Annotated in this window: 14 protein-coding genes; all 14 read right to left on the reverse strand. The window is 65.8% G+C overall.

Translation table 11 applies throughout. The features are described from left to right. A partial coding sequence (locus CGX12_RS16475) for a HupE/UreJ family protein (protein ID WP_094040939.1) occupies window positions 1–466 on the reverse strand: 466 nt, incomplete at its 3' end. A 2-nt stretch (window positions 467–468) separates the two neighbouring features. Further along, window positions 469–1122: an urease accessory protein UreG gene (gene ureG, locus CGX12_RS16480; RefSeq protein ID WP_094040940.1), complete on the reverse strand. Its 654-nt coding sequence runs from the start codon at window positions 1120–1122 to the stop codon at window positions 469–471. 3 nt (window positions 1123–1125) lie between these two features. Further along, a complete protein-coding gene (locus CGX12_RS16485) occupies window positions 1126–1791 on the reverse strand; it encodes an urease accessory protein UreF (RefSeq protein WP_094040952.1) in 666 nt (221 codons plus the stop codon). After that, window positions 1781–2254 carry an urease accessory protein UreE gene (gene ureE, locus CGX12_RS16490; RefSeq protein WP_094040941.1) on the reverse strand — a complete coding sequence of 158 codons (474 nt, stop codon included), beginning with the start codon at window positions 2252–2254 and terminating at the stop codon, window positions 1781–1783. The genes CGX12_RS16485 and ureE overlap by 11 nt, the downstream gene beginning before the upstream one ends. 272 nt (window positions 2255–2526) lie before the next feature. Continuing rightward, window positions 2527–4233 carry an urease subunit alpha gene (gene ureC, locus CGX12_RS16495; RefSeq protein ID WP_094040942.1) on the reverse strand — a complete coding sequence of 569 codons (1707 nt, stop codon included), beginning with the start codon at window positions 4231–4233 and terminating at the stop codon, window positions 2527–2529. Then, on the reverse strand, window positions 4220–4555 hold the full coding sequence (locus CGX12_RS16500; RefSeq protein WP_094040943.1) for an urease subunit beta: 336 nt from the start codon (window positions 4553–4555) through the stop codon (window positions 4220–4222). Before CGX12_RS16500 ends, ureC begins: the two co-directional genes overlap by 14 nt. Before the next feature lie 9 nt (window positions 4556–4564). After that, the gene (locus CGX12_RS16505) at window positions 4565–4867 is read right to left on the reverse strand and encodes an urease subunit gamma (protein ID WP_094040944.1); all 303 of its coding nucleotides are present in this window, start codon (window positions 4865–4867) and stop codon (window positions 4565–4567) included. Between the two features lie 14 nt (window positions 4868–4881). Continuing rightward, on the reverse strand, window positions 4882–5799 hold the full coding sequence (locus tag CGX12_RS16510; protein WP_094040945.1) for an urease accessory protein UreD: 918 nt from the start codon (window positions 5797–5799) through the stop codon (window positions 4882–4884). Window positions 5800–6051: 252 nt separating this feature from the next. Continuing rightward, window positions 6052–7407 (reverse strand): cytosine permease, encoded by a 1356-nt coding sequence (locus CGX12_RS16515; protein WP_094040946.1) that lies wholly within the window; start codon window positions 7405–7407, stop codon window positions 6052–6054. A 420-nt stretch (window positions 7408–7827) separates the two neighbouring features. Next, window positions 7828–9711 (reverse strand): propionyl-CoA synthetase, encoded by a 1884-nt coding sequence (locus tag CGX12_RS16520; protein WP_094040947.1) that lies wholly within the window; start codon window positions 9709–9711, stop codon window positions 7828–7830. A 252-nt stretch (window positions 9712–9963) separates the two neighbouring features. Beyond that, window positions 9964–11415 carry a bifunctional 2-methylcitrate dehydratase/aconitate hydratase gene (locus tag CGX12_RS16525; RefSeq protein WP_094040948.1) on the reverse strand — a complete coding sequence of 484 codons (1452 nt, stop codon included), beginning with the start codon at window positions 11413–11415 and terminating at the stop codon, window positions 9964–9966. Window positions 11416–11648: 233 nt separating this feature from the next. Continuing rightward, a complete protein-coding gene (gene prpC / locus CGX12_RS16530; protein WP_094040949.1) occupies window positions 11649–12761 on the reverse strand; it encodes a bifunctional 2-methylcitrate synthase/citrate synthase in 1113 nt (370 codons plus the stop codon). Next, window positions 12754–13629, reverse strand: a complete 876-nt coding sequence (gene prpB / locus CGX12_RS16535; RefSeq protein ID WP_094040950.1) for a methylisocitrate lyase — start codon at window positions 13627–13629, stop codon at window positions 12754–12756. The genes prpC and prpB overlap by 8 nt, the downstream gene beginning before the upstream one ends. Beyond that, window positions 13626–14273: a GntR family transcriptional regulator gene (locus CGX12_RS16540; protein ID WP_094040951.1), complete on the reverse strand. Its 648-nt coding sequence runs from the start codon at window positions 14271–14273 to the stop codon at window positions 13626–13628. Before CGX12_RS16540 ends, prpB begins: the two co-directional genes overlap by 4 nt. Between the last annotated feature and the right edge of the window lie 153 nt (window positions 14274–14426).

The following is a 14426-nucleotide window of genomic DNA, read 5'->3' on the forward strand; positions in this document are numbered from 1 at the left end:
AGCCGGCGGCGTGCAGCAGGGCGGTGGCGGCCACGAAGCCGGCGAAATAGCCCAGCGCCGAGCCGTGGGCCGGCAGCTCCAGGCCATGGGCGTTGCCGTGGAACAGGCCGAACAGGGCGCACAGCCCCAGGGCCAGGCCGGTAAAACCGGTGACGCCGGCGGCCAACATGCCGCCCAGCACCACCAGCGAGGCGAGAATGCCCGTTTCCACCCCGGCCATGCCGACGCCGCCGATGCCGAGCAGGGCGCCTACCACCATGGCCGCCACAAAGGCCAGCGGCAATTGCCAGGCTTTCTGCTCCCGGCCCAGCACCGCCAGCATGCCCACCGCCACCATGGCCAGCAGGTGATCCCAACCCAGCAGCGGGTGGGTAAAGCCGGACACCAGGCCGTGATCGCCATGGCCCGGGTGGGCGAAGGCGGCGGCGGGGGCCAGGGTCATCAGGACTATCAGTGCTCTGTTCATGGTTATGCTCCTTCCTTTGTGGTTGTTATGGCAAAGTCGGCGGGCAGCGGGCGCAGCATGCCCTGTTGCTGGATAAACTGGATGATGTCGCCCAGGCCGTCGCCGCGCATCAGGTTGGTGAAGACGAAGGGGCGCTCGCCGCGCATGCGTTTGGCGTCCCTGTCCATCACCTCCAGGGAGGCGTTGACCATGGGCGCCAGATCGGTCTTGTTGATGATCAGCAAGTCGGACTTGGTGATGCCGGGGCCGCCCTTGCGGGGGATCTTGTCGCCGGCGCAGACGTCGATCACGTAGAGGGTGAGATCCGACAGCTCGGGGCTGAAGGTGGCGGAGAGGTTGTCGCCGCCGCTTTCCACCAGCACCAGTTCGAGGCCGGGGTGGCGCTCCTGCAGGGTGTCGATGGCCGCCAGGTTCATGGAGGCGTCTTCGCGGATGGCGGTGTGCGGGCAGCCACCGGTTTCCACCCCCATGATGCGATCCTCGGCCAGCGCTTCGTTGCGCAGCAGGAATTCGGCATCCTCCTTGGTATAGATGTCGTTGGTGACCACCGCCAGATCATAGTGATCCCGCAGGGCCAGGCACAGCTGGCGCAGCAGCGCCGTCTTGCCCGAGCCGACCGGCCCGCCCACACCTACGCGTAAACATTGTGTACTCATGGTTCAACTCCGGAATAAACGGGAATATTGGGTTTCGTGCAGGGCACTGGCCTGCACCTGGCCGGGCAGGCTCAGCCCCAGTTGGTCGTCGTGCAGTTCACCGGCCAGGGCCAGCGCCCCGGCCAATGCCGGCTTGAGTGCCAGCAGCAGCCGCTGGGCCGACGTCTGGCCAAGGGGCAGCGTCTTGCTGGCCACGGTGAGCTGGTTTTCGAGCCAGCTCCAGGCAAAGCCCAGGGCCGCGCCCTCGGCGCTCAGCCCCCAGCTGCGGGCGGCCAGGGCCCAGGCGCTCATCAATGCCGGCGGCGCGGGCAGCCGGGCCACGTCGACGCCCTGCCCCTTCAGCAGCCGCACCAGGGCCCGGGCCTGCTGTTCGTCCTCGAACAGCAGTTCGCGGGTTTCGCGGCCGGCGCGCACAAAATCGTTCCAGTGCGCCAGCGCGTCGTTATCTCCCTGCTCCAGGGCCCGGTACAGGCGCAGCAGCACCGGCAGGTCCAGGTGCGCCAGCCCCTGCAGGGCACCGGCCAGCCACTGCTCCAGGCCGTCTTCGTCGCCGACCCAGCCCAGATCGATGGCCGATTCCAGGCCGGAGGAATAGGCGAAACCGCCGATGGGCAACGCCGGGCTGGCCAGGTGCAGCAGCCCGAGCAGTTCCCTCACCTCAGTGGTCATGGTGGTGCCCGTGATCATCATGATGGTGATGGCCCCCCAGGCCCTGGTAGGCGCCGGATTCGGGGTTGAAGGGCGCCTCACCGTGCTCCAGCCGCAGGCCCAGGTGCTCGGCCAGGTGCTCCAGCACATGATCCGGCGGAAAACGCAGCCAGAGCGGGCCGATTTCCAGGGTGACGTGGCGGTTGCCCAGGTGATAGCAGGCCCGGGCGAAACCCGGCCAGTCCGCCGCGTGGGCGGTGACCATGGGCTCGGGGCTCGCCGCCACCTCGAACACTTGGCCGCACTCGCTCTTGAGCCTGTCGCCCTGGGCCAGCACCTGGCCGCGCTCGAGGAAGAGCCCCACCTCGGTGCCGGCGTCGCTGACGGCGCGAAAGCGCCCCTTCCGGCGCAGCTCGAAGGGCAGGGTCAGGGTATCCTGTGCCGGTTCATCCGTCTGGCCCAGGTTTTGGGTGATTTTCAGCATACGTTTCCTCTGTATAAGCGGCTGTTTCCGTAGGGCCGGTTTCAATGGACCTTTCCAACACCGGCGCCGGGTTCGGTCGAATAAATTCGACCCTACGAGTCGGGCCCACAAGTCGAGCCTTGACGCCGATACCGCAGGTGGCGGCTTTGCCGTAGGGTCCATTTCAATGGACCTTTCCAACACCGGCGCCGGGTTCGGTCGAATAAATTCGACCCTACAAGCCGAGCCCACAAGTCGGCCCTACAGTGCAGGAGGGCGCCCTTGTCGCCTGGTTAAAACAACGCATACAGCTGGGCCAGGGGCAGCACAGTGGCCGGCTCGCAGTGCAGCAGTTCGCCGTTAGCGCGCACCTCGTAGGTCTGGGCGTCCACGGTCAGCACCGGGGTGGCGCCGTTGTGGACGAGATCGGCCTTGGTGATGGTGCGGGTGTTGCGGCAGGCCGCAAGCTGTCGCGTGAGGCCGAGATCCTTGGCCAGATCCCGCGCCAGCGCCGCCTGGCTGACAAAGGTCAGGCTGCTGGCCGCCGCCGCCCGCCCCTGGGCGCCGAACATGGGCCTGTAGTGCACCGGCTGGGGCGTGGGGATGGAGGCGTTGGCATCCCCCATGGGGGCGTAAGCGATGCTGCCGCCCTTGAGGATCAGCGCCGGCTTGATGCCGAAGAAGGCCGGGCTCCACAGCACCAGGTCGGCCAGCTTGCCCACCTCCACCGAGCCCACCTCGTGGCTGATGCCGTGGGTGATGGCCGGGTTGATGGTGTACTTGGCGATGTAGCGCTTGGCGCGGAAGTTGTCGGCCCCAAGCGCCCGGTCTTCCGGCAGCAGGCCGCGCTGCACCTTCATCTTGTGGGCGGTCTGCCAGGTGCGGCACACCACCTCCCCCACCCGGCCCATGGCCTGGCTGTCGGAGGAAATCATCGAGATCACCCCCAGATCCTGGAGGATGTCTTCCGCCGCTATGGTTTCCTTGCGGATGCGAGAGTCGGCGAAAGCCACGTCTTCCGGGATATTGGGATCCAGGTGGTGGCATACCATCAGCATGTCCAGGTGCTCGTCCACGGTGTTGACCGTATAGGGCCGGGTCGGGTTGGTGGACGAGGGCAGCACGTTGGGCAGGCTGCAGGCGGTGAGGATGTCCGGCGCGTGGCCGCCGCCGGCGCCCTCGGTGTGGTAGGTGTGGATGGTGCGGCCCTTGAAGGCGGCCAGGGTGTCCTCCACGAAGCCCGACTCGTTGAGGGTGTCGGTGTGAATGGCGATCTGCACGTCGTATTCCTCCGCCACCGACAGGCAGCAGTCGATGGCCGCCGGGGTGGTGCCCCAGTCTTCGTGCAGCTTGAGCCCCATGGCGCCGGCTTCCAGCTGCTCGCGCAGGGCCTCGGGCCGGCTGGCGTTGCCCTTGCCGAGAAAGCCGAAGTTCATCGGCATCTGGTCGGTGGCCTGCAGCATGCGGGCGATATGCCAGGCGCCGGGGGTGCAGGTGGTGGCCTTGCTGCCGGTGGCGGGGCCGGTGCCGCCGCCGAGCATGGTGGTGATGCCGGAGCAGATCGCCTCCTCCACCTGCTGCGGGCAGATATAGTGGATATGGGCGTCCACCCCGCCGGCGGTGAGGATCAGCCCCTCGCCGGCGATCACCTCGGTGCCGGGCGCCACGTTGATGGTGACCCCGTCCTGGATATCCGGGTTGCCGGCCTTGCCGATGGCGTGGATGCGGCCATCCTTGATGGCCAGGTCGGCCTTGACGATGCCCCAGTGATCCAGGATCAGGGCGTTGGTGATCACCGTGTCCACGCTGTCGGCGCGCACCGCCTGGCTCTGGCCCATGCCGTCGCGGATCACCTTGCCGCCGCCGAATTTCACTTCCTCGCCGTAGCGGGTGTAGTCCTGCTCCACTTCTATCCACAGCTCGGTGTCGGCCAGCCGCACCCGGTCGCCCAGGGTGGGGCCAAACATGTCCGCATAGGCCTGCCGGCTAATTTTGCTCATCCTGCCCTCCTTGCTGATCGATGGGGCCCATCACCTGTCCCCGGAAACCATGGACTTCCCGCTTGCCGCCCAGGGCCACCAGGGTCACGGTGCGGCTCTGGCCCGGCTCGAAGCGCACCGCGGTGCCGGCGGCGATATCGAGGCGAAAGCCGAGCGCCTGGGATCTGTCCAGAACGAGCGCCGGGTTGACCTCGGCAAAGTGGTAGTGGGAGCCCACCTGGATGGGCCTGTCGCCCGTGTTGGCCACGCTCAGGGTGCGCCGCTGCCGGCCTTCATTGAGGACGATGTCGCCTTCGGCCAGCTGGTATTCGCCCGGTATCATGGCGCCTCCTTATTGAATGGGTTGGTGCAGGGTCACCAGCTTGGTGCCGTCGGGAAAGGTGGCTTCCACCTGTACTTCCTGCACCAGTTCGGCCACGCCTTCCATCACCTGGTCGCGGCCGAGCCAGGTGCGGCCCTCGCCCATCAGCTCGGCCACGGTGCGGCCGTCGCGGGCGCCTTCCATCACCGCCGCCGACAGGTAGGCCACCGCCTCCGGGTAGTTGAGTTTAAGGCCGCGCGCCAGCCGGCGCTCGGCCAGTAGGGCGGCGGTAAACAACAGCAGCTTGTCCTTTTCTCTTGGACTGAGTTCCATTTTTGGGGTCTCTCCTAGGTGAGCCAGATCCGGGGGATAACGGCGGGCCGGCCGAGCACGGCGGGACGGATCAGCCCCCAGGCCCGCCACATGCCGTCGCGGCAGTTGTTCATATCAGTGCCCAAATAGCGCACCAGCAACACGCCCAGGCGTTCGGTCAGGGTGAAATCGGGGCCCGGCAGGGCCTCGCGCAGCTCGCCGATCAGGGCGTCATCCAGCCCGGGCCCCGCCGCCATCAGGGTGCCGAATACGCAGCCGCCGTTCAGCCCCACCCGGCCCCGGTGCAGCCAGTCGCCGCCCTCGAGGCTGAGGCGCTCGTTGAACAGCAGCCGGCCGCCCCGGTGCAGTTGCAGGCGCTGGGTCAGGTGGCCCTGCTCAAACCAGTGCTCGCCGGCCGGGCGGCCCAGGCAGACCAGGTCCCAGCCGATAAAACGGGCGCCTTCGGCCAGCTCGACTTTGGTGTCGAGCACGCCGTTGGCGCCCCGGTAAACGATGGTCTCCTGGGGCAGCCATTCCAGTTCGGCGCCCTCGCCGGCGCGCAGCCACACCTGCTGGCCCTGGGCCACGCCGGCGCTGTCGCGGCCGTAGATCTTGCCCGCCGAGGGGGTGGTCAGCAGCACCTGGCTGCCGGGCTCGGCGGCCACCTCGATGGCCAGCCGATCGCCGGACACCAGGCCGCCGGGGGGATGCAGCAGGTAAAGGTGGCAGGTGCCCCCTTCCGGATAGAAGGGCCGCTGGATGCGCAGGGGGCCGGCAAAGTCCAGCCCCTTGAGCCGGGTCTTGCCCCCTTCGGAGGCCTTGCCCTCGGGAAGGGTCTTGCCCCCGGCCGGAAACGGGTCGGCTTCCAGCCGCAGGCGCAGGTGAGCCGGCCAGCTACGCGCCTGACCGTAACCGGGGCCGGCTTGCGGGGCTTGTGCTTGAAGCTGGATCATATGGACACATCGGGGTCGAAGATTCTGTACACAAGCCTTAACAGAATTCGTGCCAATTATTTAAATTATAATTAAATCAAAAAGTTAAACTTATTCATCAAGAATGGACGGCGCCACTATCCCGCTTGAGCGAGTCTCCATCACCAAAGTGGTGCACACCGCCGTGCAGCGGATCCATATTGGTGCAACTCGAGTCCGTACCAGAAAAAAAGGCCCCGCGAGGGGCCAAGGCACGATTAACGCTTTAAAAACTCAGGACTCGGTTTGCAGTACCACCTCGCCGGCAGGTTTGGCGATGGGCTTCATCAGCAGGGTGTAGCCCACCACGCTGATCACCAGTCCGACGAAGAAGGCCAAGTTGATAAACACCAGGCTGCACAGGAAAGACACCCCGTACACCAGGAAGGCCCGCAGGTTGTAGTTGTTCTGGTAGACGAAGGGGCCCTTGGGATCGTAGAAATCGTTAACGTTCAGTTGGCCACGGCGCAGCAGGTAGAAGTCGGCCAGCATGATGCCCGCCACCGGACCGAGCAGGCCGGAGGTGATGACGCTGAACCACAGCAGGTTGTCGGCGAACACCCAGGGCATCATCAGCAGACCGATAACGCCGGAGATGGCCACGCCCTGGGCGAAGTTCAGCCGGGGGAAGACGTTCATCAGGATATAGGCCGAGGGCATCAGGTTGGCGGCGGTATTGGTGGACCACTGGGCGAAGGCGATGGTCAGCATGCTCAGGATCAGCACGATGGGCGAGCTCATGGAGTTGAGCACGATTTCGATGGGATCCCAGGTGCCGGTGAGGATGCCGCCGATCATGCCCACCATCAGGATGCCGGAGCCGATCACGATAAGGCCGGTGAGCTGGGCGATAAAGGGCTTGCGGTTGCGGATAAAGAAGTTCTTGCTGGAATGATCGCGCGAGCGCTCCAGCTTGCGGGTGAGATCCGGGCTGTTCAGGCCCATGGTGATCCAGATGCCGGCGATGGCCATCACCGCGAACCAGAAGGAGCCGTTGTCCAGCGAGGGCGCGGCCAGCACGTCGCCGATGGTGGCGTTGTTGGTCTGCAGCAGCCAGAAGGTGACCAGGCCGATAAGGATGGTCAGCGCCGGGATCGCCACCCAGTCGAACTTGGCCATGGCCTTCATGCCGTAGACGGCGTTCACCACCTGCAACACCCCGAAGATCAGGATGAGGATGGTGGTGTTGGTATAGCCAACCCACATCTCCAGCACCTTGCCGATGGCCACCGCCGCCACCCAGGTCTGGAAGCCGAACCAGAAGCAGGCGGGAATGGCGCGGAAGGCGGCGGGGATCTTGGCGCCCTTGTAGCCGAAGCAGGAGCGGATATAGACGGTGAAGGGGATGCCGTAGCGGATGCCGATGTCGCCGGCCAGGATCAGTATGCTGGTGACGATGGCGTAGGCCGCCAGGATGGCGCCGATGATGGTCCAGGGCGACAGGCCCGGATAGAGCTGGGCACCCATGGTGAAGGCCCCCATGTTGATGGTCATGCCCGCCCAGAGCATGGTGAAGTCCCAGATGTTGATGTCCCTGTCCTTGTCGGTGGACGGCATCAGCTCGGGGTTGTTCATTTCATGTACCGCCATTGGCCTCTCCCTGTGTAACTGCCGTGCCGGCGATGTTGCCGGCCATGGTTAAATGTGAACAATGAAATTAAATTTACGTAAACAAGTTAACCAATAAATCGTTAACAATAAACCAAGCTTTTTGTTATCGATATATATTTGTGATCCTTGTCACGCTATGGAGGGACGGGACGGCGAACGGATCTGGCTGGGGAGGAAGAGATGAACGTTGAAATACACTAATGAAAAGACGGGGATGGAGCGCAGGCGGCTCGCCTGCATTGCCGCGCAGCGGCAACTCTCGTGCCCTCAAGCCACCCCAAAACCACGGTATAACCCCCCTGCGGGCGGGCCGCCCGCGCCCCAGGGGTGCGGGCGGCCCTCATACCATGGCGACAGCTCGCACGGGAAAACCAGAAAAGTAACAGACTAATCAGTGCTTTATCCACGTTCCTGCAATACCCGGGCGATATCCTCCAGGCTGGCGGGATCCTCTATGGTGGAAGGCAGGGCCCAGGGTTCGCCGTCGGCCATCTGGCGTATGATCCGGCGCAGTATCTTGCCGGAGCGGGTCTTGGGCAGGCGGCCGACCACCAGGGCGGTCTTGAAGCAGGCCAGCGGACCGATGCGCTCACGCACCAGGGCGATCAGCTCCTCGACGATTTGCCCGGGCGGAGTATTCACCCCGTCCTTGAGCACCACCAGCCCCAGGGGCTGCTGGCCCTTGAGCTCGTCCTGCACCCCCACCACGGCGCATTCCGCCACCGCCGGGTGGCCGGCCAGCACCTCTTCCATCTCGCCGGTGGAGAGCCGGTGGCCGGCCACGTTGATAACGTCGTCCACCCGCCCCATCACGAACAGGTAGCCGTCTTCGTCCAGGTAACCGCCGTCGCCGGACACATAGTAGCCGGGAAAGGTGCTGAGATAGCCCGCGCGGTAGCGGTCGTGGTTGCGCCAGATGGTGGTCAGGCAGCCGGGCGGCAGGGGCTCGCGCAGGGCGATAAAGCCCTGGGTGTTGGCCGGCACCGGCTGGCCCGCCTCGTCCAGCACCTCGACATTGAAGCCCGGCACCGGCAGGGTGGCGGAGCCCGGTTTGATGGCATGGGGCTCCAGGCCGATGGGGTTGGCAGCGATGGGCCAGCCGGTTTCGGTCTGCCACCAGTTGTCGGTCACCGGCCGGCCGGTATGCGTCATCACCCACTCCAGGGTGGGCGGATCCAGCCGCTCGCCGGCCATGTAGATATGGCGCAGCCTTGCCATGGGGTAACGCCGCACACCCTCGCCGGCGGGATCTTCCTTCTTGATGGCACGAAAGGCGGTGGGCGCCGAGAACAGCACGCTCACCTCGTATTCGTCGCACAGCCGCCAGAAGGCGCCCGGATCCGGGGTTTTCACCGGCTTGCCCTCGTAGAGAATGCTGGTGCAACCCCTGATCAAGGGGCCATAGACGATATAGGAATGGCCCACCACCCAGCCCACGTCCGAGGCGGTAAACATCACCTCGCCGGGCTTGAGATCGAACACCGCCGCCATGCTGAAGTGAAGCGCCACGGCGTAGCCGCCGGTGTCGCGCACCACTCCCTTGGGCTTGCCGGTGGTGCCCGAGGTGTAGAGGATATAAAGCGGATCCGTGGCGGGCACGGGCACGCAAGGGTGCGGCTCGGCCCGGGCGAGCAGGGCCTGCCAGTCCAAATCCCGCTCTTCGGCAAGCACCGCCTCGCATTGGGGCCGTTGCAGCACCACCACCTGCTCCGGCTTCCAGCGGCTGTCCATCACCGCCTTGTCGACCAGGGGCTTGTAGGGAATGACCTTGTTCACCTCGATGCCGCAGGAGGCGGTGAGCAGCACCCTGGGCTCGGCGTCCTCGATGCGCACCGCCAGCTCGTGGGCGGCGAAGCCGCCGAACACCACCGAGTGCACCGCCCCCAGCCGGGCGCAGGCCAGCATGGCCATGGCGGCCTCGGGGATCATCGGCATGTAGATGACCACCCGATCGCCCTTGCCCACCCCCAGCCCGGCCAGCATGCCGGCGACCTTGGCCACCTCGTTGCGCAATGAAAGATAGCTGTAACGGGCCTTCTGGCCGGTGACCGGCGAGTCGTAGATAAGGGCGGTGTCGCCGCCGCGCCCGGCCTCGATATGATGATCGAGCGCCATATGGCAGAGATTGAGCTCGCCGTCGACGAACCAGCGGTCGATGCCGTTGCCGTCCTTGGCCAGTATGGTCTGGGGAAAGCGGAACCAGTCGAGCTTTTCCGCCTGCTCGCGCCAGAACCGTTCCGGTTGCTGTCGCGCCGCGTCGTGGTAGTGCCGGTAGGTAGACATCGATGTCCTCCTGTAAGCAAGGTGGCGCCGGCCCCTCCCCTGGACCGGCGGTGGATTGTTGTTTCGTATTCGGGGCCGAGTCTTGCCGCTTTCATGCGGGCGGGCCGCCCGCGCCCCAAGGGCCCATTGCAATGGGCCCGACGGCTGAGTAGGGTCGACTTCAGTCGACCAAAGCCGGCGCCGTGGGTGGCAGGTCCACTGAAGTGGACCCTACAACACACCCGGCGGATCCCGTAGGTCAACCACTCCTTCCTAGTTGATCACAAACAGCTCCATAAACTCCTGTACCGGGGTGGCCTCCAACCGTTGCTGATCCAGGCAGAGATCCACTATCTGCCGGCAGCGGCCCTGGGGGAAACGGGTCTGCAGGTTGCGCAGGAACTTGCGCTCCAGCACCGGGATGCCCTCGGCCCGGCGGCGGCGGTGCCCGATGGGGTATTCCACCTCCACCTTGTCGGTGCTGGTGCCGTCCTTGAAGAACACCTGGATGGCGTTGGCGATGGCGCGCTTGTCGGCCTCCAGGTACTCGGCGCTGTAGCGCGGCTCTTCCACTATCTCCATCTTGTCGCGCAGGGCGTCGATCCGGCTGTCGCCCCGGTGGAAGTCGTCCTCGTAGTGCTCGGCCACCAGGTCGCCGTACAGCAGGGGCACGGCAATCATGTACTGCAGGCAGTGATCCCGGTCCGCCGGGTTGGCCAGATCCCCCACCTTGGAGATGATGCGGATGGCGGACTCGTGGGTGGTCACCACGATGCGGTCGATGTCACCGATGCGGTCCTTCACCTGGTCGTGCAGGCGCACCGCGCACTCCACCGCGGTCTGGGCGTGGAACTCGGCGGGAAAGCTGATCTTGAACAGCACGTTTTCCATCACGTAGCTGGCGAAGGGCTGCTTGACCTTGAAGCTTTCACCCTTGAACAGCACGTCGTAATAGCCCCATTTGGGTGCGGTCAGCACCGAGGGCAGGCCCATCTCCCCCTTCATAGTGATCATGGCCAGGCGTACCGCCCGGGCGGTGGCGTCCCCCGCCGCCCAGGACTTGCGCGAGCCGGCGTTGGGGGCGTGGCGGTAGGTGCGCAGCGAGCAGCCGTCGACCCAGGCCTGGGACAGGGCGTCGATGATCTGCTCCCGGCTGCCGCCGAGCATTTTGGTGACCACGGCGGTGGAGGCCACCCGCACCAGCAGCACGTGATCCAGCCCCACCCGGTTGAAGCTGTTTTCCAGCGCCAGCACGCCCTGGATCTCGTGGGCCTTGATCATGGCGGTGAGCACCTCGCGCATGGTGAGCGGCGCCTTGCCCTGGGCCACCGCCACCCGGCTCAGGTAGTCGGCGGTGGCCAGGATGCCGCCCAGGTTGTCGGAGGGATGGCCCCACTCGGCGGCGAGCCAGGTGTCGTTGAAGTCGAGCCAGCGGATGATGCAGCCGATGTTGAAGGCGGCGGTCACCGGATCCAGCTCGTGGGAGGTGCCGGGCACCCGGGCGCCGTGTTGCACCGTGGTGCCGGGTACGATTGGCCCCAGGTGCTTGGTGCACTCGGGAAAACGCAGTGCCAGCAGGCCACAACCCAGGGTGTCGATCAGGCAGTTGCGGGCGGTGTCGTAGGCCTCGGCGGAGTCGATCTCGGTGTTGGCCACATAGTCGGCGATGGTGACCAGCAGCTGATCGGGATCGGGTCTTTGGTTCAGGTCGAAATTGGCGCTCATCTTGGTGTTCCTTGGTTGGTCTGAATGATTGTTCCGTCAATGGGTGGTCGACTGAAGTCGACCCTACGGCCAGCTTTGGCCCATGAATCCATCGGTCGACTGAAGTCGACCCTACGGCCGGCTGGGGCGCGGGCGGCCCGCCCGCCTGGCCTTGCACCGGAGCCTGGGTGTGCTTTTCAGGGCCCTGGATCCCCGCCTTCGCGGGGATGACACTCCACGTCCAGCTTCCAGCTTCAGCGCTGCGCTATCGGCACCCACTGCTGGTGGCCCGGGCCCACGTAGTCGGCGCTGGGGCGGATGATGCGGTTATGGGCGCGCTGCTCCATGATGTGGGCGGTCCAGCCGGTGACCCTGCTCAGCACGAAGATGGGGGTGAACAGCTTGGTGGGAATGCCCATAAAGTGATAGGCGCTGGCGTGGTAGAAGTCGGCGTTGGCGAACAGCTTTTTCTCCCGCCACATCACCTCCTCCACCCGCTCGGACACCGGGTAGAGCACCCGGTCGCCCACCGCCTGGCCCAGTTGCTTGGCCCAGGGCTTGATGATGGCGTTGCGCGGGTCCTTTTCCTTGTACACGGCGTGGCCGAAGCCCATCACCTTGTCCTTGCGCGCCAGCATGGCCAGCAGCTCGCGCTCGGCCTCGTCCGGGCCGCTCCACTGCTCGATCATCGCCATGGCCGCCTCGTTGGCGCCGCCGTGCAATGGGCCGCGCAGGGTGCCGATGGCGGCGGTCACCGCCGAGTGCAGATCGGTGAGGGTGGAGGCGCACACCCGGGCGGCGAAGGTGGAGGCGTTGAACTCGTGCTCGGCATACAAAATCAGCGAGCAGTGCATCACCTTGACGTCCAGCTCCGGCGGGGTGTTGCCGCGCAGCATGTGCAGGAAGTGGCCGCCGATGCTGTCGTCGTCCAGGGCGGTGTCGATGCGCACGCCGTCGTGGGCGTAGCGGTACCAGTAGCAGATCATCGAGGGCAAGAGCGCCAGCAACCGCTCCGCCGCCTCCTGCTGCTCGCTGAACTTGTGTTCGGTTTCCAGATTGCCGAGCAGGGAGCAGCCGGTGCGCAGCACGTCCATAGGGTGGGCCGAGGCGGGGATCTGCTCGAGCACGGTGCGCAGCGCCGCCGGCAGGCCCCGGTTGGCGCGCAGCCGGGCCTTGAAGGCGGAAAGCTCGCCGGTGTTGGGCAGGTAGCCCTTGAGCAGCAGGAAGGCCACTTCCTCGAACTGGGCCTTGGCGGCCAGATCCTCGATATCAAAGCCCCGGTAGGTCAGGCCGGAGCCGGTCTTGCCCACGGTACAGAGGGCGGTCTGGCCGGCGCTCTGGCCGCGCAGTCCTTCGGTGTTAGTCATGGTTTCCTCCTTGTGCGAACAGTGCATCCAGTTTGGCTTCATAGTCGTGGTAGCCCAGGGTCCGGTACAGCTCTTCCCGGGGCTGCATCAGTGCCACCGCCTCGCGCTGGTGACCGTCCTGCAGGATGTGGCGGTAAACGGTCTCGGCGGCCCGGCTCATGGCGCGGAAGGCCGACAGCGGATAAAGCACCATGGCCACCCCGGCGCCGGCCAGCTCCTGCTGGCTGAACAGCGGTGTCTTGCCGAACTCGGTGATGTTGGCCAGCACCGGCACGCCCACGGCGTCGCAGAAGGCGCGGTACTGCTCCAGGCTCTCCATCGCCTCGGGGAAGATCAGGTCGGCGCCCGCCTCCACGCAGGCCAGGGCCCGCTCCACGGCGCTGTCCATGCCCTCCACCGCCAGGGCGTCGGTGCGGGCCATGATGGCGAAACGGCTGTCGGTGCGGGCGTCCACCGCCGCCTTGACGCGGTCCACCATCTCCGCCCGGGACACGATGGCCTTGTTGGGCCGGTGGCCGCAGCGCTTCTGCGCCACCTGATCCTCGATATGGATGGCGGCCACCCCGGCCCGCTCCATCTCCTTCACGGTACGGGCGATGTTGAAGGCGCCGCCGAAGCCGGTGTCCACGTCCACCAGCAGCGGCAGGGGGCTGGCGGCGGTGATGCGGCGGGCGTCCTCCAGCACGTCGTTGAGGCTGGTGATGCCCAGATCCGGCAGGCCGAAGGAGGCATTGGCCACGCCGGCCCCCGACAGGTACAGGGCCCGGTGCCCGGCCTGCTCCGCCTGCATGGCGCTGTAGGCGTTGACGGCGCCGACGATGGCCAGCGGCCGGGATGACGCCATGGCGTCGAACAAACTCTGCTTCATTGCATTTCCTCCTGGAATTGGGCCAGCAAATGGTTGCGGCTGCGGGCCACGTGGCGACGCATCAACAGCTCGGCCAGCTCGCCGTCGCCCTGGAGCACGGCGTCCAGGATCTGGCGATGCTCCCGCAGGGCGAGCCGGGGGTCGGAGTGACGGTAAGAAAGACGATGGCGGTACATGCGCAGCAGCTGGTACAGCTCATCGCACAACAGGCCGACCAGCATCTGGTTGTGGCTGGCCTTGAACAGCAGGTAGTGGAAGTCCTCCTCCCCCTGCTGGCGCAGGTAGACTTCCTGGCTGTCGACAAATTTCTGGTGCTCGTCCAGCAGCCGGGTGAGGGACTCGGCCTCTTCCCGGGTAATGGCGGCGGCGGCCAGGCGGCAGGCCATGCCCTCGAGCGCCTCGCGCACCGCGAACAGCTCGGTCAGCCCCTCGGCGGTGAGTTGCACCACCCGGGCGCCCTGGCGCGGCAGCCGCTCCACCAGGCCGAGCCCTTCCAGCCGCAACAGGGCCTCGCGCACCGAACCCCGCCCCACCGCGTAACGGCGGGCCAGCTCGGGCTCGGACAGCTTGGTGCCGGGGGTCAGTTCGCCGCTGATCACGGCTTCCACCAAGCGGGGAGTCAGATCTTCACTGAGTACGGACATAATGTTGTCGACATTTCAGTTTTACATAACTAAAAAATAGCAGGTTATTAGCAAGATGAAACATAAATTGTCGACAAAAACAACAAAAGGGGAGGTTGCGCACATTTCGACCAAGGTCGTATTGTGGTGAGGGGTGAGGGGTGAGGGGTGAGG

This window comes from Zobellella denitrificans, assembly GCF_002237365.1.
GTDB lineage: Bacteria > Pseudomonadota > Gammaproteobacteria > Enterobacterales > Aeromonadaceae > Oceanimonas > Oceanimonas denitrificans.